This is a genomic window from Staphylococcus coagulans (assembly GCF_002901995.1).
Taxonomy (GTDB): domain Bacteria; phylum Bacillota; class Bacilli; order Staphylococcales; family Staphylococcaceae; genus Staphylococcus; species Staphylococcus coagulans.
Map to the genome: position 1 here is coordinate 43,073 of NZ_PPQN01000024.1, position 26,366 is coordinate 69,438.

General features: G+C 36.2%; 25 protein-coding genes and 1 riboswitch. Of the genes, 6 read left to right on the forward strand and 19 right to left on the reverse strand.

The window, feature by feature from the left end:
• Nucleotides 1–92 precede the first annotated feature (92 nt).
• From CD118_RS06575 to CD118_RS06585, 3 genes are all read right to left on the reverse strand, one after another.
• Nucleotides 93–752: a potassium channel family protein gene (locus CD118_RS06575; RefSeq protein ID WP_050331361.1), complete on the reverse strand. Its 660-nt coding sequence runs from the start codon at nt 750–752 to the stop codon at nt 93–95.
• A gap of 328 nt (nt 753–1,080) precedes the next feature.
• Complete coding sequence (locus CD118_RS06580; RefSeq protein WP_103356427.1) at nt 1,081–2,109, reverse strand: cytochrome d ubiquinol oxidase subunit II; 1,029 nt, start codon at nt 2,107–2,109, stop codon at nt 1,081–1,083.
• Nucleotides 2,109–3,455: a cytochrome ubiquinol oxidase subunit I gene (locus tag CD118_RS06585; protein WP_060830098.1), complete on the reverse strand. Its 1,347-nt coding sequence runs from the start codon at nt 3,453–3,455 to the stop codon at nt 2,109–2,111. The genes CD118_RS06580 and CD118_RS06585 overlap by 1 nt, the downstream gene beginning before the upstream one ends.
• 204 nt (nt 3,456–3,659) lie before the next feature.
• On the opposite strand from CD118_RS06585, the gene CD118_RS06590 reads away from it, so the two are divergent.
• Nucleotides 3,660–3,896: a glutaredoxin family protein gene (locus CD118_RS06590; RefSeq protein WP_103356428.1), complete on the forward strand. Its 237-nt coding sequence runs from the start codon at nt 3,660–3,662 to the stop codon at nt 3,894–3,896.
• Nucleotides 3,897–4,021: 125 nt separating this feature from the next.
• Here CD118_RS06590 and ptsP read toward each other — a convergent pair whose 3' ends face one another.
• The 5 genes from ptsP to auxA form a co-directional block, all read right to left on the reverse strand.
• Nucleotides 4,022–5,743 (reverse strand): phosphoenolpyruvate--protein phosphotransferase, encoded by a 1,722-nt coding sequence (gene ptsP, locus CD118_RS06595; RefSeq protein WP_103356429.1) that lies wholly within the window; start codon nt 5,741–5,743, stop codon nt 4,022–4,024.
• A complete protein-coding gene (locus CD118_RS06600) occupies nt 5,743–6,009 on the reverse strand; it encodes a phosphocarrier protein HPr (RefSeq protein WP_016424749.1) in 267 nt (88 codons plus the stop codon). Before CD118_RS06600 ends, ptsP begins: the two co-directional genes overlap by 1 nt.
• Nucleotides 6,010–6,175: 166 nt before the next feature.
• Nucleotides 6,176–6,706 (reverse strand): DUF697 domain-containing protein, encoded by a 531-nt coding sequence (locus tag CD118_RS06605; RefSeq protein ID WP_103356430.1) that lies wholly within the window; start codon nt 6,704–6,706, stop codon nt 6,176–6,178.
• A 58-nt stretch (nt 6,707–6,764) separates the two neighbouring features.
• Nucleotides 6,765–7,934, reverse strand: a complete 1,170-nt coding sequence (locus CD118_RS06610) for a class I SAM-dependent rRNA methyltransferase (protein ID WP_103356431.1) — start codon at nt 7,932–7,934, stop codon at nt 6,765–6,767.
• A 311-nt stretch (nt 7,935–8,245) separates the two neighbouring features.
• Nucleotides 8,246–9,577, reverse strand: a complete 1,332-nt coding sequence (gene auxA, locus CD118_RS06615; protein WP_060830103.1) for a lipoteichoic acid stability factor AuxA — start codon at nt 9,575–9,577, stop codon at nt 8,246–8,248.
• A gap of 497 nt (nt 9,578–10,074) precedes the next feature.
• Here auxA and graF point away from each other — a divergent pair, with 497 nt between their 5' ends.
• The 4 genes from graF to CD118_RS06630 all read left to right on the forward strand — a co-directional run bounded on the left by graF (nt 10,075) and on the right by CD118_RS06630 (nt 13,440).
• Complete coding sequence (graF, locus tag CD118_RS12105; RefSeq protein ID WP_016424745.1) at nt 10,075–10,206, forward strand: glycopeptide resistance-associated protein GraF; 132 nt, start codon at nt 10,075–10,077, stop codon at nt 10,204–10,206.
• Nucleotides 10,207–10,422: 216 nt separating this feature from the next.
• A riboswitch (TPP riboswitch) is annotated at nt 10,423–10,522 on the forward strand.
• A gap of 135 nt (nt 10,523–10,657) precedes the next feature.
• A complete protein-coding gene (locus tag CD118_RS06620; RefSeq protein WP_016424744.1) occupies nt 10,658–11,233 on the forward strand; it encodes an ECF transporter S component in 576 nt (191 codons plus the stop codon).
• A gap of 12 nt (nt 11,234–11,245) precedes the next feature.
• Entirely contained in the window at nt 11,246–12,652 is a 1,407-nt protein-coding gene (locus CD118_RS06625) for an ABC transporter ATP-binding protein (RefSeq protein WP_103356432.1), read from the forward strand.
• Nucleotides 12,649–13,440, forward strand: a complete 792-nt coding sequence (locus tag CD118_RS06630) for an energy-coupling factor transporter transmembrane component T family protein (RefSeq protein ID WP_050345824.1) — start codon at nt 12,649–12,651, stop codon at nt 13,438–13,440. Before CD118_RS06625 ends, CD118_RS06630 begins: the two co-directional genes overlap by 4 nt.
• Nucleotides 13,441–13,964: 524 nt before the next feature.
• Here the strand turns inward: CD118_RS06630 and purD are convergent.
• From purD to purE, 11 genes are read right to left on the reverse strand one after another with little or no spacing between them, the layout of a single operon-like run.
• Nucleotides 13,965–15,206 carry a phosphoribosylamine--glycine ligase gene (gene purD / locus CD118_RS06635; RefSeq protein ID WP_103356433.1) on the reverse strand — a complete coding sequence of 414 codons (1,242 nt, stop codon included), beginning with the start codon at nt 15,204–15,206 and terminating at the stop codon, nt 13,965–13,967.
• Between the two features lie 19 nt (nt 15,207–15,225).
• Entirely contained in the window at nt 15,226–16,704 is a 1,479-nt protein-coding gene (gene purH / locus CD118_RS06640) for a bifunctional phosphoribosylaminoimidazolecarboxamide formyltransferase/IMP cyclohydrolase (RefSeq protein WP_016424740.1), read from the reverse strand.
• 16 nt (nt 16,705–16,720) lie between these two features.
• Nucleotides 16,721–17,287 (reverse strand): phosphoribosylglycinamide formyltransferase, encoded by a 567-nt coding sequence (purN, locus tag CD118_RS06645; RefSeq protein WP_103356434.1) that lies wholly within the window; start codon nt 17,285–17,287, stop codon nt 16,721–16,723.
• Entirely contained in the window at nt 17,284–18,318 is a 1,035-nt protein-coding gene (gene purM / locus CD118_RS06650; protein ID WP_103356435.1) for a phosphoribosylformylglycinamidine cyclo-ligase, read from the reverse strand. Before purM ends, purN begins: the two co-directional genes overlap by 4 nt.
• A 3-nt stretch (nt 18,319–18,321) precedes the next feature.
• Nucleotides 18,322–19,743, reverse strand: a complete 1,422-nt coding sequence (purF, locus tag CD118_RS06655) for an amidophosphoribosyltransferase (protein WP_060830109.1) — start codon at nt 19,741–19,743, stop codon at nt 18,322–18,324.
• Nucleotides 19,722–21,911 carry a phosphoribosylformylglycinamidine synthase subunit PurL gene (gene purL, locus CD118_RS06660; protein ID WP_103356436.1) on the reverse strand — a complete coding sequence of 730 codons (2,190 nt, stop codon included), beginning with the start codon at nt 21,909–21,911 and terminating at the stop codon, nt 19,722–19,724. The genes purF and purL overlap by 22 nt, the downstream gene beginning before the upstream one ends.
• Nucleotides 21,904–22,575 carry a phosphoribosylformylglycinamidine synthase I gene (gene purQ, locus CD118_RS06665; RefSeq protein ID WP_050331381.1) on the reverse strand — a complete coding sequence of 224 codons (672 nt, stop codon included), beginning with the start codon at nt 22,573–22,575 and terminating at the stop codon, nt 21,904–21,906. The genes purL and purQ overlap by 8 nt, the downstream gene beginning before the upstream one ends.
• Before the next feature lies 1 nt (nt 22,576).
• On the reverse strand, nt 22,577–22,837 hold the full coding sequence (purS, locus tag CD118_RS06670; protein ID WP_016424734.1) for a phosphoribosylformylglycinamidine synthase subunit PurS: 261 nt from the start codon (nt 22,835–22,837) through the stop codon (nt 22,577–22,579).
• A gap of 2 nt (nt 22,838–22,839) precedes the next feature.
• Nucleotides 22,840–23,541, reverse strand: coding sequence for a phosphoribosylaminoimidazolesuccinocarboxamide synthase (purC, locus tag CD118_RS06675; protein WP_103356437.1), 702 nt, complete (start codon nt 23,539–23,541; stop codon nt 22,840–22,842).
• Nucleotides 23,538–24,671 carry a 5-(carboxyamino)imidazole ribonucleotide synthase gene (gene purK, locus CD118_RS06680; protein ID WP_103356438.1) on the reverse strand — a complete coding sequence of 378 codons (1,134 nt, stop codon included), beginning with the start codon at nt 24,669–24,671 and terminating at the stop codon, nt 23,538–23,540. Before purK ends, purC begins: the two co-directional genes overlap by 4 nt.
• The gene (gene purE / locus CD118_RS06685) at nt 24,658–25,140 is read right to left on the reverse strand and encodes a 5-(carboxyamino)imidazole ribonucleotide mutase (protein ID WP_050331384.1); all 483 of its coding nucleotides are present in this window, start codon (nt 25,138–25,140) and stop codon (nt 24,658–24,660) included. Before purE ends, purK begins: the two co-directional genes overlap by 14 nt.
• A gap of 207 nt (nt 25,141–25,347) precedes the next feature.
• Between purE and folD the strand changes: the two genes are divergently transcribed.
• Nucleotides 25,348–26,205, forward strand: coding sequence for a bifunctional methylenetetrahydrofolate dehydrogenase/methenyltetrahydrofolate cyclohydrolase FolD (gene folD / locus CD118_RS06690; protein WP_060830113.1), 858 nt, complete (start codon nt 25,348–25,350; stop codon nt 26,203–26,205).
• Nucleotides 26,206–26,366 lie beyond the last annotated feature (161 nt).

Below are 26,366 nucleotides of genomic sequence, written 5' to 3' on the forward strand. Positions count from 1 at the left end.
TTATTTAATGCTACAACAATTTTAATGCGCGTTTAAACTCAAAAAGGACGAAGTTGACATTCATGTCCCAACTTCGTCCTTTTATTTTAAGACTAATGTGCCATTTTTTTCTCAAATCGCGTTAAGTCATTATCATGGCCAATAATGATTAAAATATCATCAAATTCTAATGCAATGTCTGGATCTGGTGCTACAATAATCTCTTTTCCACGCTTTATCGCTATAATATTGATACCAAATTTAGCACGCACGTCGAGCTCAATTAATGTTTGGCCCGCCATTGTTTCACTTACCTTAATTTCAACAATAGAGTGTTCATCTGACAGTTCTAAGTAGTCTAACACTGTCGCACTTGCAACATTGTGTGCAATACGACGCCCCATATCTCTTTCAGGGTGTACGACTGTATCGGCACCTATTTTATTCAAAATTTTAGCATGATAATCATTTTGTGCCTTTGCTGTTACTTTTTTGACACCTAACTCTTTTAATATAAGTGTTGTCAGTGTACTTGCTTGAATGTTTTCACCGATTGCGACAATGACATGGTCAAAATTACGAATCCCTAAACTTTTCATTACCGCCTCATCCGTCGTATCTGCCACGACAGCATGTGTTGCAATATCACTATATTCATCTACACGGTTTTCGTCTTTATCTATCGCCATAACATCCATGTCTAACGCATTTAATTCTCTAACAATACTGCCACCAAAACGCCCTAGTCCAATGACTACATATTCTTTATCCATTACAGGCCTCCTGAAGTTGATTTTACGCTAAAATATGTGCGGAATGCATACGTGGGAAAAGGAGTGAAACAAAATCTAAAACATCTTTTAGACTTTCATTTCACTCCTATTAAAAATATTTTCAATAGCCCTTTGGTACTCGCGACAATGCCCAAAACAACATTTTCTTCAAAGAGCCACTTTAATGACTTACATGCATCAATCATACTTTATTGTCTCATAGTATACGCACATCAATTAATGATAATCTTATATTACTACAAATTCATGTGTTATGCATGAATGAACTGATTAAAATCAACAATCACATGTTTTTATTTTGAATGCGTTAATAGCCTTTTTTATTACCTCTCACATAGTCTTTATCAAAAACAAATAACTTCAAAATAAAGTAAAGTGAAGGAATTAAAAGCAACAGACCGCATATAAAAGCGATGGTCAATACAAGTGCCATACTATCATTCGTTACCGCATCATCTATATGAATATAAGGGTAAAGAATGTACGGCAATTTGCTGAGACCGTAACCGAAAAATGCTGTTCCCATTTGTAGCATTACAAATAAGAATGCAATACCGTGCGCCTTTTTGAAGTATGTGAGCACCCCAGCAATTAAAAATGATACGAAACTGATTATGAATAACCAGCCGTAATCAAAAACCGCTGCATTAAAGTGTGCTTTATTTTGCATTCTTAACGATAAAAATACAAATAACGACATCAAAATCATAGGAGCCCCCCACATGAGAAACCACTTACGTAACAGTGCATAGGCTTTCCAATCTTGAGCACGATGCGCATAGAATGTTAAAAATCCTGATGATATATATAGCACTGAAACGATAGCTAATAAAACAACCGCCCAACCGTATGGACTTAACAACAACTCTGTCCAGTTGAGATCGATACTTCCTGAAGCTGTCTTCTTAAGGAATCCACCTTCTGAAATTGTTAATGCTGTCGATAATGCTGCAGGGATTAATAATCCTGAAACACCATATATCATTAACCAAGACAACTTACTATCTTGACCATAGTTTTCAAATGCATAAAACGCGCCTCTTGCAGCTAGTAGAATCAATGCAATGGAACCCGGTATAAGTAAAACCGTGCCATAATAGTAAGCTGTATCTGGAAAGAAACCAACAATACCGACAAAGAAAAAGACAAAGAATACATTGGTAACTTCCCATACTGGGTTAAGATAGCGTTGTATCAGACGATTAATATAATGAAATTGTCCAAAAAGTTTCGCATGAAGTGAAAAGAAACCAGCACCGAAATCGATAGATGCCACAATGATATAGCCGAATAAAAACAACCACAAAACAGTGATACCAATGATTTCATAACTCATCAAAAATCACCTCTACTTCTTGCGATACGTTCAACATCTTCGTATGCCGCTTTATTTTTAAACATTCTTACTAATACGTATGTTGCAGAGAACAAGAGCACGAAATAGAGTATTGCAAAAAGCATAGTCACAAAAACAAGACCATTTGCATCTGTTGCAGCATCTTGAACTTTTAAGAATCCTCTGACTATCCAAGGTTGTCGACCGAGTTCTGTTAAAAACCAGCCGAATTCAATCGCTAACATGGCTGCAGGCCCTGTCAATAAAGTCGCATACAGAATCACCTTATGATGTGGATTTAATTTTTTCACCCACATCGCAATGACGTATGCGAATGAAACAACGAAACAAAAAATACCAAACGTCACCATAAGATCAAAGAAGTAATGCACAATCAAAGGTGGTAACTCATCTTTTGGAAAATCGTTTAATCCTTTCACTTTCGTATCAAAGTGACTATCGGATAGAAAACTTAAGGCGCCAGGAATATGGATTGCACCTTTTACTTCCTGAGTAGACTCATCTAACACACCAAATAAAACTAAATCCGCATTGGATTCGGTATCAAAGTGCCATTCATATGCAGCAAGTTTTTCTGGTTGTTCATGGTGTAAAAACTTAGCTGATAAATCGCCTGCTAACATGGATAGCATCGTAAAAAGCAAACCTGCAATCATCGTCATTTTGAGTGCTGCTTGATGATATTGGCGATCTTTTTCTACTTTATTTTTAAGTAATTTAAATGCTGCAATACTTGCTAAAATAAAGGCCATTGTCATTACCGCAGTTGTAACAACATGGAATGAACGAACAAAGAAAGAAGCATTAAACATTGCTTCTATTGGATCAACATTGACCATTCTTCCATCTTTAAATACCATTCCTGCTGGTGTATTCATAAAAGAGTTCACTGACGTAATAAATAAAGCTGAAAACATACCACCAATAATAACCGGGATACTAATTAAAAAATGTATCCATTGATTTTTAAAACGATTCCAAGTATATAAATAAATACTTAGAAAAATGGCTTCAAAGAAAAAGGCAAAAGTTTCCATAAATAAAGGTAATGCGATGACATGCCCACCAATTCGCATAAATGTAGGCCATAGTAATGATAACTGTAAACCAATAATTGTACCTGTTACTACACCAACGGCCACAGTAATTGTGTAACCTTTCGACCACCGTTGGGCTAATGCTATATGTTGATCACTTTTCTTTTTAATACCGATAAATTCAGCAATTGCAAAGAAAAGTGGCATACCGACGCCTATTGTTGCAAAAATAATGTGGACTGCAAGTGTCATTCCTGTCAAAAACCGGCTAATATCCACTGCATCCATTTTGAGTCCCTCCTTAGTTTTAAAAGTAAAGTGATTTTTATTATAAGCCCATCTTTCACTGTTTTAATATCTTTTTGTTCATCTAATACGTGACAATTTATTGACAAGACTTAAATTTGTCATTTTTAATCAAACTATAAATTTGCTTTTTGACCATTTTTAACTTATGATGAAGAACAAATTGAAAAGAAAGTTGGCTCAATCATGGCTGAAGTAATTATCTATACACAAAATGACTGTCCGCCTTGTGCATTTGTTAAAAATTATCTCAACGAAAATCACGTTAATTTTGAAGAGCGCAACATTGCACATGCACAATATCGAAATGAAATGATCGACTGGGACACATTTTCTACACCTTTTATATTGATTGATCAGGTCCCTATGTTCCAAGTCGATTTAGATCGATTAAATCAAAAATTGGGGATTCCTACTTCATAATAGTGGGAATCATCTCGTATGTAACAGACGTCATATTGTAAAGCGTTATCGTTAATTTGTGTAAAACAAAACAGGAGTCTGCACTTTGAGGTGCAAGCTCCTGTTTTGTTTTACAGTAAAGTGAACTAAGCCTGACTTGTTTTTGATTTGACTAAATCTACAACTTCATCAACAGTAGCACAATTAATTGCGCGGTCTGCTAATTGTGTCATCTCTGTTTGACTTAAATTTTTAATTTGTCGGCGTGCTTTTAAAATGGATGTCGCGCTCATTGAAAATTCATCGAGCCCTAAACCAATTAATAGTGGTATAGCTGTTTCATCTCCAGCCATCTCACCACACATACCTGTCCATTTACCTTCTTTATGAGATGCTTCAATCACTTGCTTAACTAAGCGTAAGATTGATGGGTTATAAGGTTGGTAAAGATATGATACACGTTCTGACATACGGTCAGCTGCCATCGTATATTGAATTAAGTCATTTGTTCCAATACTAAAGAAGTCAACTTCTTTAGCAAAAACATCAGCTAAAGCTGCTGTAGATGGAATTTCCACCATAATACCTAATTCAATATCATCACTAACTTCAACGCCTTCTTGTTTTAAGTTTTCTTTTTCTTCAAGAAGAAGTGCTTTTGCATCGCGGAATTCTTTTATAGTAGCAACCATTGGGAACATAATGTTCAATTTCCCGTAAGTTGAAGCGCGTAATAACGCTCTTAACTGCGGACGGAAAATTTCAGGTTGATCTAAACATAGACGAATTGCACGATAACCAAGGAATGGATTCATTTCCTTAGGCAAGTTGAGATATGGCAATTCTTTATCTCCACCGATATCTAACGTACGGACAACCACACGTTTACCATTCATTTCTTGTAAAACTTTTTTATAAGCTTCAAATTGCTCATCTTCTGAAGGCATCGTATCGCGACCCATATATAAAAATTCTGTACGATATAAGCCGATACCTTCTGCACCGTTATCTTTTACACCTGGCAAATCATTAGGTGTTCCAATGTTTGCGGCAAGTTCGACATGTTGACCATCTTTTGTTTTTGATGGTTCATCACGTAATTGTTTAAGTGCTTCACGATCAGCAAAGAATGATTCACGCTTATGTTGATACGCTTTTAATTCATCTTCCGTAGGATCAATGATGACATCTCCAGTTAAACCATCAATAATCACCATATCACCTTGTTCCACAGATTCAGTAATTGATTTTGTCCCTACAACAGCTGGAATCTCTAATGAACGACTCATAATCGCTGAGTGTGAAGTACGACCACCAATATTTGTAACGAATCCTTGAACATATTGTTTATTTAATTGTGCTGTATCTGACGGTGTCAAGTCATGGCCCACAATGACGACGCTTTCATCAATAATACTTGGATTAGGTAATTCAACACCAAGTAGATGTGCTAAAACACGTTTGGACACATCACGTATATCTGCAGCACGTTCTTTCATGTATTCATTATCCATTGATTCAAAAATTGTAATAAAGTTTTGTGACACTTCAGTTAACGCATGTGGTGCGCTTGCTTTGTTATTCTTTATTTTTTCTTCAATAGGATTAATCAATTCTGGATCATCGAGCACTAATAAATGCGCATCAAAAATGGCCGCTTTGTCAGCACCCAATTGTTCTTCCGCATTGTTGCGAATTTTTGTTAACTCTATTTTAGAATTTTTCAACGCATCGTTGAATTTGTGGATTTCTTGTTCAGGCTGATCTGTTGTCTCTTGACTAAAACTCAAATCAGGTTCAACGAGCAAATACGCTTTGGCAATAGCAACACCGTCTGAAGCTGCAATTCCCTTAATTATATTTGACATTATTTTGTTAACCCTTCTTTTGATAAGACTTCAGTAATCGCACTGATTGCTTCTTTTTCATCACTACCATCAGCATAAATAGTAATTTCTGCGTCTTTTCCGACACCTAAGCTCATAACACCCATGATTGATTTTAAGTTGACTTTTTTAGCGTTGTACTCTAATTGAATATCTGAGTCAAATTTAGAAGCTGTTTGAACAAGCATTGTTGCAGGACGTGCATGAATACCTGTTTCGTCAATAATTACATATGATTGTTGTTCCATCTTACATCTTACTCCTTCAATTTCTAGATTTACTAGCTTAAATTATTACTAACTTTGCTACATAGCTTAACATTACCAAATTCTATATTTAAATTCAATTCGAAAATGCTTTCATCCCTTGTTTTTCACAGGATTGGTTCAAAAAATCGTCACTGAATTTTATAATTTATAACAATGCCTTAACAACGTTTTCACATTTTTGAATGTGATCTTTCCCTACTTTATTCATAAAGTAATAACTAATTGATGCCGATACCGCTTGTCCTACAAGAGGAAACCAACGTGTTTGTTTAGCTGCTGCACGTTTTGCGACATCTCTCACAACTACTTTTAAAATACCGCTTGATACTTTCTTTCCTATGAATTGACTGCCTTGAATGCCTGCAGCCATCAAGACACGATTTTTCATATCGTCGCTCATTTTATTCACTTGTTTGTGATCTAAACCATAAATTTTATTGACATCTTCTATAATGTCACGCATTAATTTCATATCGACCCCAAAATCGAATCCAGGTATTGGAACGATGGTTGCACTCGATGAAAGAAAAGCTTTTTTCTTCACGAGGTTTTCAGCACGTTGACGTCTTTCATTTATTTCTGAAGTAGTAACCGGTAATGCATTTTTTCGTTTTATGTTTTCAATATTTAATACTTTATTTCCTAATGTTTCGCTAATTTTATTGGAAATACCCATTTCAACTCCACCTTTCAAAGCGTTATCACCTTCTTATACCCCGTTTCAGCTGCAATTATTACTGAAGTGTCACAAAAATCAATTTAAGATATTTCGACGGTTTAAAATGTGGATGTGTCTTGAAATCTTTAGGCAAGCCCATCACCTCATCAATTTGATAAGCAATCTCTTCATGATCTAACGTTTTTTTAACCATATTTTTAAACGCTTTTAATGAATAAGCACTGTGATTTGTACTTAAAATAAGACTACCCTTCGCATTTAATAGTGTTAAAGCCCCTTCAATCAATTGCGGGTAATTTTTAGCAACAGAAAAAGTTTTCTTTTTATTGCGGGCAAAGCTTGGTGGATCAATCACGATTGTATCAAATGTCAGACCATGTCTTTCTGCATATTTATAAAAATCAAATGTATCCATCACAAAAATATTTTGTGATTTCGGATCGATACCATTGAGTCCAAAATTTTCTTCAGTCATGGGACGCGAACGATTTGCTAAGTCTACACTTGTTGTTTTTGCACCGCCTGTTGCAGAAATTACTGAAAACGCACCTGTATAACTAAATAGATTTAAAACTTTTCTATCTTCTGAATAATAGTCTCTTAATTTTTTTCTTGCTTCTTTTTGATCTAAAAATATACCTGTCATCGGGCCATCATCGAGGTGCACATTGTAAAACGTGAAATTTTCCTCAATCACAATTGGAAATTCTGGTTTTTCCCCTTCAACCCATCCGCCTTTAATAGATTGATGTTTAAATCTTGTTTTTTCAAAAATTGAACGAAACGGAAAGACCTGTTTGATAGCCTCGAGAATAGAATCACGAAATTGATAAATCCCTATCGAATACCATTGAATCAATAAGTGACCATCATAAGAATCAATAGTTAAACCACCTAATCCGTCACCTTCTCCATTGAATAAACGAAAAGCATTGGTTCCTTCAATTTGATAGTAGTATTGTCGTGTTTCTAGAGCTTGTTCAAATAACTGTTCAAAAAAAGCTTGATTAATTTCATCATCTTTTTGATATGATAATATCCAACCTAACCCTTTATGTTGTCGTCCAACGTAACCCACTCCGATAAAAGTATTTTTAGATGTTAATAATTGAAATAAATCTCCTTCTTCTAGTCGATCTTGGCGATAGATGTCCTCTTCTTCTATCAAAGGGTATTGATTAAGATATTTATCTTCTTTTCCTTTATTTAGTACTGCGGTTTTCATATAATCAGCCTTTCCCTTCTTATCATTACCACCATCTTAACACGAAAAATATAGGAGTAACATTGTTATCATAGTAGTCGTGTGGACTTTCCAAGATGAAGATGAAAATGTTTGCTTTGTTTTTGATTTAATATCACTAGGTCATATGATTTCTTTTTTAAGTATTAATACTTTTTCCTCACACCGAAACACAGGCATATCATACGAAGTTTTATCATAAAAAGAAAGCGCTAAGACAATTTTCTAGCAAAATCATCTCAGCGCTATTGATTTTGGGATTGATGTCCCAGTCTCTTCAAGCTTGTATTCATTTATTGCGATTTTCTTGGTACAGGACCTGGTTGTCTCAATTGTAAGACGAAAGCAATAATCGTCGGAACTAACATTAAAATTAGAATTGGCGTGATGAAAATGGATAATAACAATCCGTGTACGACAATTACGATATACTCTGTAAATAATTTAAAAAATAAAATACTAATCATAAATAATTGTAAATAATAATATTTACCTCTTAACATTCGCGTTACAGACGTTAAAATAAATAAAATGGCAACAATTAAAAGAAGAAATAGACTAATCCACTCGTATACATATTGTGTTTGTGAAAGTTGCCAATCTCCAGATAAAAATAAGGCATTGCGGTTGTTAAATTCTAATAAAATAAAGAACAACAGAATCACACCACAAGCAATTGTTACGTAGCCTTTATTTAACCATTTTGGACGTTTTTTTAGAAACGTAGGGATATCATCTTCTTCCAATCTCGCCCATTTAAACCATTTTTCTACAATCGTTTCACGCTTAGCGCGTAAGCGTTCGATATCAATACTTCTACGTGTACGATGCGAAATATCATGAGTAAATTCAACTGTACGATCTTGGAAGTCCTTGAAATGAATTTTAGAGGTGTTCGCAAATTGATACTTCTTACTTCTAGAATATGGATTTTCTTCACCTGTTATTTCTTCTTGCGATACAGGTAGTGAACGACGAAGAAATAAGAAATTCCATATTGCCATTTGTCCAATCAACCATAATACGACGAAAAATGTATTGATACTTAAAACATCAATCGGTGCTATTTGACGACTTTCAATTCTTGTATAAAGTGCCAATTGTGTAATGATATAACAAATGCCATAACTAAAAATAATCCATAAATAATGCTCTTTACGATGTAATGGATTCAGCTCATCTTTATACGCAATATAACCAATATGAATTAGAAATGGAATAATGAAAACAAATGCAATCCATCCATACACTTGTGACATAAAAATGAGTGTTAAAACGAAGAAAATGATTCCAATAAGTAAAAATAAAATAGATATGTCGTAATCAAATCGTGTCGTATTTGTGAGTGTTCGACCTATGAATAGCATTAAAATACCAAAAAGAAGAATAATAATGCCACTTGCTAGCGGGATATCACCAATATACTTACTCATCACGCGGATAATTTCATTGAAAAAGGCCATAATGAAGTCCCATAAATTATCAATCTTAGAAATATGGTGCTTACCATCCTTTAACTCATGAATGAGTGGAATATTTATAAAAATAATCACACTTAATAAAATTGACAGTGCACCGATAATATAGCTATAAATGACCTCGGTGTATTTGTTAAACAAAGACATCCTCTCACCTCAAAGTTATTATATACGAACTATGAATACCTGTCTGTAAAATTAATCAAATTCAGTCTTTAGAATGAGAATTTTCAATACTTAAGTAGCATCAAAATTTTAACTTGATTTCCCCACAATTGCGTACAGCAAGCATCCACGTATATACAATTGAAAACTTCAAAAAATACTTGATTGGTTTAGTATACCAAAAGATAGCCAGCACCTTAACCATTTCACTCATGCTTAAAATGACAAACTAAGCTTCGTATATCGATCAAATTTTAGCACCGCTTCATCAATACGACTCAAATGATTTGAAACGAAAAGCACTTTTTGATACATAAGTTTAAAATATCAAATCCCTTGGATGTCTCATCTCCCCCTCATCGCAGCCAAAACAGCATTGATATACATCCTTTAAAATCTTGTTTAAAACAATTATGTTTAGACTTTTTCAATATGGGTTATGTATTATTATAGCTTTAAACAAAAGGGAGGCGTTTTAAATGTCTGAAAAAGATATTAAAAAAGCTGCAGAACAAGCAAAAGATAAAGAGCAAGAATTAAAAGATAAAAAAGAAGATGCTAAAGAAGGCGCTGAAAAAACAAAAGACGATATTCAAAAAACTTTTGAATAATGCGATCTTTTTATTTGAAAGCTGTGCATTTATAGAAGTTTAACAAGGGATAGGACGTTAACATGTTCTAATCCCTTCTTTTATATATAACATCTAATTAGGTATATCATTCAAAGCATAATATTGAAATTGTCGGCCACCTCACCATTAAAAAGAATGTTGAAGAGTGTTGACTTTTGAATGGGCTAGGTGTACATTGACATTAACAATTAAATACGCACGCACTAGGGGTGTGAAAGCTGAGATGAGGATAAGCCTCGAACCCTTTGAACCTGAACTAGATGATACTAGCGTAGGAAAGTGTTTCATTTATAATGGATACGCCTTGTTATAGGAGAAAAGCGCATGCTTCAATTAAGATGACTTGTATCCCATATAAATTATCACAGCATATACGTCTGTCTCTAGTGTAAGAGATATGCGTATTTTTTTAATTTTGGGAGGTATACAAATGAAGAAAGGTTTAACATTATCAGATATTCTAGTCACTGTATTGGTTTCAGTCATTTTTGCAGTGATTTATAATTTATGGTGGATTGTGAATAATACAGTTCAACCTTTAGGGTTACATTTAGATCAACTTATGTATGGTATGTGGTTTAGTGCCGCTGTTGTCGCATATCTTATCATTCCAAAAATGGGGATTGCGCTTTTAGCTGAATTTGCTGCAGGTGCTGGGGAAACGATTCTCATGGGACGTTTTGATATTCCTACTATTATTTATGCATTGCTACAAGGTCTTGCTTGTGAGATTGTATTTGCTATTTTCAGATATAAATCTCGTGCATTAATGGTAGCTGTACTTGCGGGTATGGCAGCAGCAATCATTAGTTTACCGATTGACTGGTATTATGGTTACTTAAATGAAGTTGCCACTTGGAATCTTATTTTACTCATTTCATTCCGTGTTATCAGTGGTGCAGTCTTAGCGGGTGTATTCCCTTATATTTTAGTCAAAGCCCTGGATCAGACTGGTGTCACTAAACTATTTCGACCTGCATCAAAAGATGATTATGATACATTGTAAGGTGGCTTTATTGTGCTAAAAGTTAAAAATCTACGCTTAAAATATCCGAGCGCACCCTATAAAATTTTTGATGGTATCGATATTGAAATAAAAGATAAAGAAAAAGTACTTTTACTTGGCCCTTCAGGTTCAGGTAAAAGTACTTTACTCAATGTTTTAAGTGGTATCGTACCGAATTTAATTGATTTACCTATGAAATATGATGAATTGGAAATTGCTGAGCATTCAGGCGTTATTTTCCAAGATCCTGATTCACAATTTTGCATGCCACAAGTGAATGAGGAGCTTGCTTTCATTTTAGAAAATCAGCAAGTCCCCCGTCATGAAATGGATGCACAAATTCAATGGGCTTTAAAACAAGTGGGCCTTGATATTAATCCTAAACAATTGATCCATCATCTTAGCGGTGGGATGAAACAGAAGTTAGCCATTGCTGGCACTTTATTACAACGTGCAGATACTTTATTTTTAGATGAGCCCACAGCAATGCTTGATACAGAAGCTACTGAAAATTTATGGACCTTGTTGAAAACGCTATGGCAAGACCAAACGGTATTAATTGTTGAACATAAAGTGGCACATATTTGGGACTATGTTGATCGTGTCATTTTAATGAATCATCAAGGTGAAATCATTCAACAGGGTACGCCAAGCGATATTATGAAAAATTATGAATCTCTACTCACTGAATTTGGCGTATGGCACCCTAAAGCATGGTCGCATGCACCTGAACCGCAAAAAGCATCCTTTTCTGAGGAGACATCATTATTTGAATTGGCGTTTCATCAAGGGGCTGTCCAAAGAAATCGTCAAACTTTATATGAAGTAGAAGACTTGTCCATTCGTTCTGGAGAGTGGATAACTTTAACTGGGAAAAATGGAACAGGCAAAACGACGCTATTAGAATCAATCATGCAGTTGATTCGTTATAAAGGCAAGATGACTTTCAATGGCCAAAAACTCACTAAAATTAAAGATGCTGCGCAACACATGTATCTGGTTTATCAAAATCCGGAGCTACAATTTATTCAAAATAGTGTATACGATGAAATCTATATTAATTACCACCATATGGATTCTAAAAATGCCAAATCTCGCACGTCTGAGATGCTCGCACTTCTTGATTTAGAGCATGTCTCACAGCAACATCCTTTTGAACTCTCAATGGGACAGAAAAGACGTTTAAGCGTGGCAACAGCTTTAAGTACTGAAGCAGATATCATTCTCTTAGATGAGCCTACATTTGGTTTGGATAGTCACAATACATTTAAACTTATTGAATTGTTTCAAAAACGTGTCGCTCAAGGACAAACGATTTTAATGGTAACCCATGACCCACATATTATTCAACGTTATCCATCAAGACGTTTAGAAGTTAGAGACAATCAATTGCATGAAGTCGAGGTGGTGAGTGAATGATAGAGTCATGGAAAATACGCAATACGTTTATGGATCAAGTGAACATTGTAACGAAGTTATTTTTAGGCATCGCATTATTCTTTTTCATCATTTTTATTCATAATTTTGATTTTATGATTTACCTCGCCACAATTATGTTTATATTTATGTGGCTTGTTAGTGGAACTAAATGGAAAGTTGTTTTAACCTTTGCGCTTATTGCGACATTTTTTGCGCTGACCTCATCTCTTTTTATGATTTTTTATGGACATGGGAAGCACGTCTTATTTTCGTTTGGTTTCGTTAAAATAAGTACTGAAAGTTTAGTCAGAGGTCTTCACCTCTCTTTTCGAACAATGACAATCAGTTATTTTGGCTTGTCTATAGCATTCACTTCGCAAGTCATTATGATTTTTTATAGTTTTATGCAACATCTAAAAGTCAAACCTAAAGTTGCATATGCATTTATGGCTGCGTTTCGTATGATTCCTTTAATGATTGATGCTTTATTCCAATTAAGAAATTCATTAAAGATGCGCTACCAAATGATCGATAATCAAAATTATTCAGGCTTTAAACGATTGAAACATTTACTCATTCCTTTATTAAGTCAAAATATCCGAAAAGCACATCGCCTTTCAGTAGCAATGGAGAAAAAAGGCTTTAAAGATGGGCCCCGCACATATTACTATCATGTGCCGTTCAGCTATAGAGATATCATTTTAATCATCGTTACATTAGGTATTGTAATGCTGTCTTTCATATTAGCAGGTACAATGCCATTAACTGGAATTACAGATGCGCGCTAACACGAGTCATGCATCTGTTGCGTTTTCATGATCTCGATGATATGAAAAGGCATCGTACAGATTTCCTTTTAATCCCGTTTATAATTCCATCTGCAAAGGAAATCGGCACGTCACTTTAATCATAAAAAACACTGTGATAAAGTGACGAACCATCGATGATGTAAGGCATATTCCCATACAATGCCTTACCTTTGGCAGAGTAGACGTATATTGACGAAAGTTTGTTATAAAGCTTACGCGCAATATCGTCTGCTTATGTCGCTTTTTTATATGAGTATTTTTTTGCACTCTGTCGAATCGGATAGTTACGCAAAAAAGACGTTAAGCCGCATAACATGGCTTAACCTCTTTTTTGGATGAGCTACAATATGAGACGCAATACTCAATCACACATAGATACCCTTTCTTCTAATATAAGAAAATACAACCTCCTCGATTGACGAACGACGTAATTGAGGAGGTTGTATTTCTGTTTCAATTTCTATCATTGAATTGATGACGTTTCTTCATGTAAAGTTTATCAATTATGACAATGCTTTATTTGCAATATCATTTCGATAAAATAAGGCATCACTTTCTATTTGAGCTACACGTTGATACGCTTGCGCCTGAGCTGATTCAATTGTTGTGCCTTCACCGATTGCTAAAATCACACGGCCACCAGAAGTCACATATTGATTATTTTCATATTTTAATCCACTTACAAAATAATGGTCTAAATCATTTTCAAACCCTGCAACAGCTAAACCTTTATCATAGTCACCTGGGTACCCTTTTGAAGCAAGCATCACGCCGACTACAGCATTTTCTTTCCATTTCATTTCAATAGGTTGCTTTTCATCTAACGCAATGATATGTGCCATAAGGTCACTTTCTAAGCGTGTTAATAAAACTTGTGCTTCGGGATCACCAAAGCGTGCATTAAATTCTATGACTTTAGGACCTTCTTTCGTTAAAATCGCGCCAATATATAATAGACCAAAGAAGTCATAACCTTCTGCCTGCATCGCTTTTGCAATAGGCTGAGCAATCTTTTCATTAGCTTCTTTTAAAACTTGGTCACTGATATGTGGAACTGGGCAATAAGCACCCATTCCGCCCGTATTAGGACCTTGATCTTGATCGAAAGCCCGTTTATGATCTTGCGCAATCGTATCAAAAGGTACGGCATAGTCACCATTAACAAATGTCATGAGTGAAAACTCTTCACCTTCTAAAAACTGTTCAAAAACCACTTTGCTTTCTTTTTCAGGATATAAAATATCAACTGCTTCTTGCGCTTGCTCACGCGTTTCTGCAATAATTACGCCTTTACCAGCTGCTAAACCATCTTTTTTCAAGACCACTGGCAATTCACATGTTTCAATGTAAGCTAAAGCTTCCTCTTTATTATTAATTTCACGATAATCTGCTGTTGGGATATCATATTTTTCCATAAGACGCTTAGCAAAAGATTTTGATCCTTCGATTTGTGCAGCATCTTGATTAGGGCCAAATACTTTGATTTTTTCCGCTCTTAATAAGTCAGCTAATCCCCCAGTTAAAGGTTGCTCTGGTCCAATGATTACCCACTCTACTTGATGATCTTTTGCAAATTCAACAATGCGATCGTGTTCCGTTTCAGCAATTTCTGAATGCACTTCGGCTACATGATTCATTGCAACATTTCCTGGAATTGCAAAAACTTTCGAAACGAGCTGAGATTGATTTAATTTGTGTGCAAGTGCGTGTTCACGACCGCCACCACCAACGACCAATACATTCATAGTATGCGTTCCTCCTTCATTAATGTTTGAAATGGCGCATGCCTGTAGTTACCATAGCGATACCATATTGATTCGCCATATCGATTGAATCTTGATCTTTAATAGAACCCCCTGGTTGTATAATGGCTTTAATACCTGCTTTTGCAGCAGTTTCAACTGTATCACTCATAGGGAAGAAACCATCTGACGCTAATACGACTTGATCGTTCATTTCGATTGCACGCTCAATAGCAATTTTAGCAGAACCGACACGATTCATTTGTCCCGCGCCAATACCTACTGTTTGTTTGTCATTAGCTAATACAATCGCATTACTTTTCACTGACTTAACAACTTGCCAACCTAACAATAATGCGTTCCATTGCTCTTCTGTTGGTTTCGCTTCTGTCACAACGGTCATGTTTTCTTTTTTAACATCGAAGTGATCTTTATCTTGAACAAGATAGCCACCTGAAACAGAGACAAATTCAACTTCATCTTTTTCTTCAGACATTTCAATTTCAAGTAATCGGATGTTTTTCTTTTGTTGTAACACGTCTAGCGCCTCTTTTTCAAATTTTGGCGCAATCACAACTTCTAAGAAAATAGAATGTAAATCTTCAGCAAGCGCTTTTGTAACTGGACGATTTAATGCAACGATACCACCAAAAATAGATTGACTGTCTGCTTCATATGCATGTTGATACGCTTGATGAATGTCTGAAGCAATACCTACACCACATGGGTTCATATGCTTAACCGCAACTGCAGTTGGTAAATCGAATTTTTTAACAAGTGTTAATGCTGCATCAGCATCTTTAATATTGTTATAGCTCAATTGCTTACCATGCAGTTGTTTTGCACCTGCAATTGTATTCGGAGCTGATGATGTACGAACAAATGACGCAGACTGTTGCGGATTTTCACCATAACGTAAAGTTTCTTTATTGTCACTGAAAAATTCAACAATCGCTTGGTCATATTCAAATGTATGATTAAAAACTTTAATCATTAATGACTTTCTATAAGCTTCATCTAAAGTCCCATTTTGAATACGCTCAATCACTGTGTCATAATCAGTTGGATCCACAATCGTTGTAACATGTTTAAAGTTTTTCGCAGCAGCTCTTAACATTGTCGGCCCACCGATATCGATGTTTTCTATTGCGTCCATTTCTGTCACATCTGGATTTTTAACTGTCTCTTTAAATGGATATAAATTAACAACCACCATATCAATTAAATCAATATTTTGTTTTTTTAATTGTTCTAAATGCTCCGGTTTATCTCTATCAGCGAGAATACCGCCATGAACAGCTGGGTGAAGTGTTTTAACACGTCCATCCATTATTTCCTCAAACTGTGTTAATTCAGACACTGATGCCACTTTCACTCCTGCTTCATCAATTGCACGATATGTGCCACCTGTTGAATATAATGCATAACCTGCATCGACTAATGATTTGGCAAATTTAACAATACCTGTTTTATCAGAAACACTCAAAATTGCTTTTTTCATGGTTTAATTTAACTCCTTATTGAATAATCTTCTTTATAACGGCTGGATATAATTCATATTCTAATGCTTTAATACGTTGTTCTAATGTAGATATCGTATCATCCTTATAAATCGGGCATGTACGTTGTTCAATAATTTGTCCAGTGTCCATGCCTGCATCAACATAATGTACGGTTGAACCTGTTTTGTCATCACCACTATTTAATGCTTGTCCGACTGCGTTTTTACCTTTATATTTCGGTAATAATGAAGGATGAATATTAATCATACGACCTTCATATGCTGATAATAACGTTTCACCAATGAGTCGCATATAACCCGCTAAAACAATCCATTCTGCTTGTTCAGCTTTCAAATGCTTAAGCACATCCGCTTCATACGCTGCTTTATTTTCATACGTTTTAGGTACAAAAGCATGAACGGGTATTTCATGTTGTTGCGCCAGTGCGATACACGCGGCTTCTGGTTGATCTGTATATAGCGCTGTCACTTCTATATTTTGCAATTCACCTTCACGAATGCGTGTCATAATATTATCGAAATTCGTTCCTGAGCCTGAAGCAAAAATCGCAATTTTAATCACAATGCCGCCTCCGTTAAGCGAATGGCTTCATCTTCTTCAGTAATTGTACCTATTGTGTAAGATTGAACATCCGCTGCTTTTAAAATTTGATGCACTTTTGTTTCATCTTCAGGTCGAACAATAAGTGTAAAACCGATGCCCATATTAAAGATGTGATACATTTCATCACTATCAACTTGTGCTTCTTGTTGTAACCATTCAAATATTTTAGGTGTTGGGAAAGATTCTGTATTAACAACTGCCGTTTTACCTTGTGGAAGTGCTCTAGGAATATTTTCATAGAAGCCACCCCCTGTAATATGTGTCATCGCTTTAATTTGTACTTGTGATTTCACCTCAAGTACAGGTTTAACATATAGTGCAGTCGGTGTTAAAAATACATCTAAGTAGCTTTTCCCTGCTTCAAATTCATCTTCGACATTAATGCCAGATTGTGTAATTAAGCGACGTACTAAACTATAACCGTTAGAGTGAATACCATTGGATGCAAGCCCAATGATGACATCTCCTTTTTCAACTTTTGAACCATCGATATAATCTTCCTTTTCAACAGCACCTACAGCAAAACCAGCAACATCATATTCACCTTCGTGATACATTTCACCCATCTCAGCCGTTTCGCCACCGATTAATGCTGTATTTGTAGCAACACAACCATCACTAATTCCTTTGACAATTTGCTCGATGACTTCAGGTACGACCTTATTTGTAGCAATGTAATCTAAGAAGTATAATGGCTCTGCACCAGTCGTTAAAATGTCATTGACACACATGGCTACTGCATCAATACCGATGCTGTCATGTTGATTATAGTCAATCGCAAGTTTTAATTTTGTACCGACTCCATCTGTACCTGATACGAGCACAGGCGCTTTCATATTCAGTTGTGATAAATCAAAAGTTGCACCAAAGCCACCTAATCCGCCGAGTACTTCTTTACGCATTGTTCTTTCAACATGACTGGACATACGTTTGACCGCTTCATAACCTGCTTCAATGTCCACCCCAGCTTTTTTATACGATTCAGCCATTTATTACACTCCTCTTCTTTTCATTTCTTTCGCTTCTGGTAATTGATGATCTACAATTTCAATTGGATATTCACCTGTAAAGCAAGCGTTACATTCACCTTTAGAACCGTGCGCTCTGAACACTTCATGCATCCCATCTACAGATAGATACGTTAATGTATCTGCACCAATCATTTTTCGGATTTCTTCGACGCTATGTTGTGCTGCCATCAGTTCAGCATGTGTAGAAACGTCTATCCCGTAATAACATGGGTCTTGTAATGGGGGGGAAGAAATACCCATATGCACTTCTTTAGCTCCCGCTGATTTTAATGCTTTCACGATGTATTTACTTGTCGTTCCACGCACAATGGAGTCATCTATCACCACGACACGTTTCCCTTCAATCACATCACGAATCGGAGAATGTTTCATTCGGACTTGACGCTCTCTGACCGTTTGATCAGGTGTAATAAAAGTACGGCCAATGTATCGATTTTTTAATAATCCTTGTTCATTCGGAATTCCTGTGTATTCAGAAAAACCTTTTGCAGCTTGAAGAGAAGAGTCAGGCACACCAATAACGATGTCTGCATCTACTCCCATTTCTTCAGCTAACTTTCGCCCTAAAGCTTTTCTGACATTGTAAATAGAATGATTTCTAAATTCTGAATCAGGACGTGCAAAATATACATATTCCATAGAACACATCTTATGATCTACATCAGGCGTATACATATCGTAGTCCACATCATCTTCATTTGAAAATGTGATTAATTCTCCAGGTTCAATATCACGAATATACTCCGCGCCAATTGCAGTAAAAGCACATGTTTCACTTGCTACACAATATGCCCCATCCACTTTACCAAGCATTAAAGGACGTACCCCACGATTATCTCGTGTTACTGTCAATTGCTGTTCATTTAAAATGACACAACTAAAGGCACCTTTCACTTGATTCAACGCAGCTTTTTGATTTGTCTTAATATTTTTCGATTTACCTTTAATAAGTAAGTGTGCTAAAACTTCTGAATCACTTGTTGTTTGGAATATGCCACCTTCAGACTCAATCGCTTTACGAATTTGACCCGCATTTGTCAAATTTCCATTATGCGCTAAGCCTAAGTCCCCTTTTGAATGTTTAAACAAAAAAGGTTGGACATTTGAAATTTCACTTGCGCCCGTTGTCGCATAACGTACATGCCCGATAGCGTGCGCATAACCTTGAAGAGAGTTAAGTTGTTGTTCTGAAATCGCTTCGGGAAGTAATCCCATACCACGCGCCCCAAAAAGTTGCTCACCATTTGAACATACAATTCCAGCACCTTCTTGACCACGGTGTTGTAAACTGTGTAAAGCCATGTATGTTAAATGTGCCGCATGTGGATGATTCCAAATTCCAAAAACACCGCATTCTTCATTTAGTCCACGGATGTCATACATGCCTCAATAGCCCCTTCCCAGTTTCTTTTAAGTTCTGATGTACGACGTTCGATTACACTTTCTTTACCTTCTACTTTAAAGTCGTCAGTGTCAGTGAAAGAACCAATTGGCGTGGCATCTTCAATATCAATGCTTTGTCCTTTTTTAACAGCGACAATATAACGGCCTTGCGTCTCACTAAATAACTGTGCATTTGTTAAATCAAATTTTGCATCAATACCTAAGCTGTAATGTGCACTCATTTTGGCTAATGTAAGTAATAAACCGCCTTTACCGACTGTTTGTGTATGTGAAACTTTTCCACTGCGAATCTCCGAACGTATTGCTTCGCCTCTTTGAACCTCTTTAGATAAATCGATATGCGCTTCTTCATGATTAACACTGCCATGTAAAAGTTTCTCAATTTGGCTTCCTCCAAAGCTATCTGTCGTTTCACCTACAACATAAAGTGTATCGCCAACAGAGGGTTGATATGATTTTAAATAATCGATATCTTCTATTAATCCCACCATACCTACAACAGGTGTTGGGAAAATTGAAGACGTACGCGTTTCGTTATAAAGTGATACGTTACCAGATACAACAGGTGTCGCTAATGCTTCACATGCTTCAGCCATTCCTCTTGTAGAATCAATAAGCTGTTGATAAATATGTTTTTTCTCAGGAGAACCATAATTTAAACAGTCTGTCATCGCAAGCGGTTTTGCCCCAACTGCAATTAAGTTACGGTATGCTTCTGCAACGACCATTTTTCCACCTTCATACGCATTATTAAATACGTAACGCGCTTCACCATCGATTGTTGATGCAACAGCTTTATTTGTACCTTCCACACGTACAACAGAAGCTTGTAATCCAGGCTTCACAATAGTATTCGCACCTACTTGTTGGTCGTATTGATCATACAAGTAATGTTTTGATGCAAGTGTAGGATGCGTCAGTAATTGATTGAATACATTTTCAACATCTATATTGTCGTAATTGTTTGCCGGCGCTTCATGTTGAAGTTTTTCTCCCTCTAATACATAAACTGGCGCCTCGTCAGCAAGCGGTTCAACAGGGATATCTGCATAAACTTCACCTTCATATGTGAGAACAAAGCGATTGGTATCTGTTACTTCACCGATGACTGCACTATCTAACTCGTGATAATCAAATAAATCTAAGAACTTTTGTTCAGTCCCTTTCTCAACAACGAGTAACATACGCTCTTGTGTTTCTGAAAGCATCATTTCATATGGTGAAATTCCTTTTTCTCGTACAGGGACTTTATCCAGTTCTAAATGAATACCGCTACCCCCTTTTGCAGCCATTTCAGAAGATGAAGATGTCAGACCTGCAGCACCCATATCTTGAATTCCTACTAGCTCTTCAAATGTGATTGCTTCTAAAGTCGCTTCCATTAACTTCTTACCGACAAATGGGTCACCGATTTGAACAGAAGGACGTTTACTTTCACTTTCTTCTGTTAACTCTTCTGATGCAAAAGTAGCACCATGAATCCCATCACGACCTGTTTTTAAGCCCACATAAATGACAGAGTTGCCTACACCTTTTGCAGTTCCTTTTTGAATCATGTCATGATCAATGACACCGACACACATCGCATTGACAAGTGGATTACCGTCATAGCGTTCGTCAAATTCAATCTCACCTGCAGTTGTAGGGATTCCAATACAGTTACCATAGCCACCTATGCCTGCAACTACACCACTTAATAATCGGCGGTTCGTTTTTTCAGTCAATTCACCAAAGCGTAAACTATTCAATAAATTAATTGGACGTGCACCGATAGATACGATATCACGAATAATGCCACCAACCCCTGTTGCTGCGCCTTGATACGGTTCAATTGCTGATGGATGGTTGTGTGATTCAACTTTGAAGACGACCGCTTGATTATCACCGATATCCACAACACCAGCGCCCTCACCAGGTCCCATTAATACATGTTCACCTGTAGTTGGGAATTGTTTTAAAAATGGTTTAGAGTGTTTGTAAGAACAGTGTTCACTCCACATTACTGAAAAAATACCTGTTTCAGTAAAATTAGGTGTGCGTCCTAAAATTTCAGTTACTTTTTCGAACTCTGTATCACTTAACCCCATATCACGATACAATTTTTCTGATTTAACTTCTTCTGCAGACGGCTCTAAAAATTTAGGCATTTTGTTCCCTCCAACTATTTACCATAGATTCAAATAATTTCACACCACTATCAGTACCAAGAATCGCTTCTAATGCACGCTCTGGGTGAGGCATCATGCCACAAACATTTCCTGCTTTATTCACAATTCCTGCAATATCATCATGTGAACCATTTGGATTATCCACATATTTCAAAATAATTTGGTTATTTTCTACTAAGTCTTGATAAATTTCTTCCGTACAATAATAATGACCTTCACCGTGTGCAACTGGGTAAACCACTTCTTCACCCTCGGCATAGTTATTTGTAAACGGTGTTTGATTATTTACAATTCTCAAACGTTCGTTGCGACTTACAAATAAGTGTGAGTCATTATGCAACAATGCACCAGGAAGCAGTCCAATTTCTGTTAAAATTTGAAAACCGTTACAAACACCAAGGACTGGTTTCCCTTCTTCTGCAAGTCTTTTAACTTCTTTAATAACGGGTGCAACACTCGCTACAGCACCTGAGCGCAAATAGTCACCAAATGAAAAACCACCAGGAATCAAAACACCATCGTAGCCATTCAATGACGTTTCACGATAATCCACGTAATCAGCTTCTACACCTGATTTAATCGCTGCATTATACATATCACGGTCACAGTTAGACCCCGGGAATCTTAGGACAGCAAACTTCATTTTATGCATTCTCCTTTTCATCCAATACTTTGTAGCTATATTCTTCTATCACTGTATTCGCAAATAACTTTTCGCTTAATGTTGTAATAACATTATGAACTGCTTCATCCGTTGCTTCATCAATTGTCATATAAAGCACTTTTCCTACACGAATATCATTAACTTGTGGATATCCTAAATCGTGTACTGCGCGGTTTAACGCTTGTCCTTGTGTATCTAAAACTTGGGGTTGTAAAGTGATGTGTAATTCGATTGTTTTCATGATTAAAGTGCCTCCAATTTATTTAAGAAAGTTTGATAAGTATCGATTAAAGAACCTGTATCTTCTCTATATACATCTTTGTCAAAATTTTCGTGTGTCGTTTTATCCCAAATACGACATGTATCAGGGGAAATTTCATCTGCGAGCACAAGATTCCCTGATGAGTCGTGCCCAAATTCAATCTTAAAATCGACGAGATCAAGTCCCATTTCATCCATTAATTTCACAAGTGCTTGATTCACTTTGAGTGCTTCCCTTTTAAGTGCAGCAATCGTTTCGTCATCTGCAATATGAAGGAGTTTAACATGATCATCTGTAATCAATGGGTCGTTAAGGTCATCATTTTTATAGAAAAACTCAACGAAAGGATAATCAAAACGATGACCTTTTTCAAAACCAAGACGTTTTGTAATAGAACCTGCAGCAATGTTTCTGACTACGACTTCTAGCGGGATGATTTTAACCGCTTTTACCAATTGCTCCGTTTCAGATAATTGGCGAATGAAGTGACTTTCAACGCCCTCTTTTTTAATATATTCAAAAATCTTACTTGTAATTTGGTTGTTTAAACGCCCTTTCCCAACCATTGCATCTTTTTTAGCGCCATTTCCTGCTGTCACTTCATCTTTATATTCGATACGCAATTCATTAGGGTGCTCCGTTTCGAATACACGTTTGGCTTTACCTTCATATAGTAGACTCATTTGATTTCGTCTCTCCCTTCAAATTGTTTCAACATTGCTTTTTCAGTTTTTTCAATGTTGTCTGTCAAAACAGTCATATGCCCCATCTTACGTTCAGGTTTTCGCACTGTTTTACCATAAATGTGCATATGCCACTCTGGATGCTGGCTGAATTGATCTTCTAATAAGTCTAAATCTTTTCCTAGTAAGTTCATCATTACTGCAGGTTTCAATAACTCGATTTGAGATGGCAATTGTTGCCCTGTCACAGCTAAGATATGTGTATCAAATTGAGAAAAATCACATGCTTCAATCGAATAATGTCCTGAATTATGAGGACGTGGCGCAATCTCATTGACGTATAGTTCATTTTGTTGATCAATAAAAAATTCAACTGTAAATGTACCTACGAAATGTACTGCTTCTGTAATTTTCGAAACTTCTTGACGTGCTTCTTCCTCTTTGCTTGAACGCGCAGGTACAATTGTTTTAAACAATACTTGATGACGATGTTCATTTTCTTGAAGCGGAAAATAAACTTTTTGCCCATGTTTCCCTATCGTTACAGTTAATGAAACTTCGAGTGCTAAATCCAAAAATTGTTCTGCGACACATTCTTGATTTTCAATTAAAGCGAATGCTTCCTCGAGTTGCGCTTCTGATTGTACAAGGATTTGACCTTTACCGTCATAACCACCAAAACGTGTTTTAAGCATAAAAGGATATCCTAATGTTCGTATTGCTACATTTAAATCTTGTGCTGATGTGACTTGAACAAAAGGAACGACCTTTGCGCCTGCATTTTGTAAAGTTTGTTTTTCTGTTAAACGATCTTGAAGAAGTTGAATGGCTTGATAACCTTGAGGAACGTTGTAATTTTCTACAAGTTTTTGAAGTTGTTTGCCCGCAATATTTTCAAACTCGTAAGTAATAACGTCTGATTTTTCTCCTAATTGTGTTAATGCTGACATATCATCATAGGCAGCATGTATAAATTCATGTGCAACATATCGGCAAGGACAATTTTTATCTGGATCCAACACGACCACACGATACCCCATTTTTTGTGCAGATTGTGCCATCATCTTTCCAAGTTGTCCGCCACCAATAATGCCAACTGTTTGCCCAAAATGTAACTTATCGAAGGTCATTTTGCATCACCTCTACTTTTTCTACAAGCGATGCTTCGTAAGCGTTTAAACGCGCTTGAACTTGTTCGTCTGTCATACCAATCATTCGTGCAGCCAAAATCCCTGCATTTTTCGCACCTGCTTTGCCAATTGCCGTTGTAGCTACAGGTATTCCTCCAGGCATCTGAACGATAGAAAGTAATGAATCTAAGCCTTTTAAACTTTTTGATTCGATAGGCACGCCAATGACGGGCAATGTCGTCATGGAAGCGACCATACCCGGTAAATGTGCAGCACCGCCTGCACCTGCAATAATGACTGAATATCCATTTTGTCTTGCTTGACTTGCAAATTCGACCATCATATGTGGTGTGCGATGTGCTGAAACGACTTTTTTATCATATGAAATTTCAAAATCATCTAACATGACACATGCTTCTTTCATTATTTCCCAGTCAGAAGAACTCCCCATTATGACTGCTACCTTCACTATGAACACCCTTTCAAAGATTTGAAATATTAATCTTAATAGTTGTATATTACAGGTATAGCATAACAAGCTCACATGCTTTTTTCAACGTAAAAATCGAACTTTAATACTTTTTTTAAATCTATATTTCGTATTTTGTTCGGTTATTGGTATAATTACATTGCAATCATTCGTTATTGTTCGAATTATTATGAGGAGGCTATTTTTATGAGTGCAAAAATTTTAGATGGGAAACAAATCGCGAAAGATTATAGACAAGGTTTGCAAGATGAAGTAGAAAAATTAAAGGCGCAAGGGTATACGCCTAAGCTTTCTGTTATTTTAGTTGGAAATGACGGCGCAAGCCAAAGCTATGTCCGTTCAAAAAAGAAGGCAGCTGAAAAAATCGGCATGATTTCTGAAGTCATTCATTTAAATGAAGATACTTCTGAAGCGGATGTGTTGAAAGAGTTAGAACGTTTAAATCAAGACGACAGCGTAAGTGGGATTTTAGTGCAAGTTCCGCTACCGAAACAAGTGGATGAACAAAAAGTATTAGATGCCATTGACCCAGCCAAAGATGTTGATGGTTTCCACCCTATCAACATTGGTCGTTTATATTTAGATGAAGCAAAATTAATCCCATGTACACCACTTGGCGTGATGGAATTATTGAAACATGCGGACATTGATTTAGAAGGTAAAAACGCAGTAGTTATCGGCCGTAGTCATATTGTGGGTCAACCTGTAGCAAAATTATTAATCCAACAAAATGCAACTGTCACTGTTTTACATTCACGTAGTCAAAATATTAGTGAACATTTAAAACAAGCTGATGTCATTGTGAGCGCAGTTGGACGTCCTGGTATGGTGACACGTGATGACGTTAAAGCTGGTGCTGTAGTGATTGATGTCGGAAATACACCAGATGAAAACGGCAAGCTTAAAGGCGATGTAGAGTATGACGAAGTAAAAGAAATTGCAGGTGCAATCACACCTGTTCCTGGTGGTGTAGGGCCTATGACAATCACAATGGTTTTAAATAATACTTTAATTGCTGAAAAAATGCGTCGTGGTTTAGAATAAACTATCATAATTGATGAATTCTAAAGATTTGTCTGTTAGCGGTATATTTTTTCTTATTTAATAAGCTTGGACAAATCAAGTATTGATATATATATATATATATAAAGAGGCTGGGCACGTTGCTCAACCTCTTTTTCTTGTATGCTAAAATACATATTATA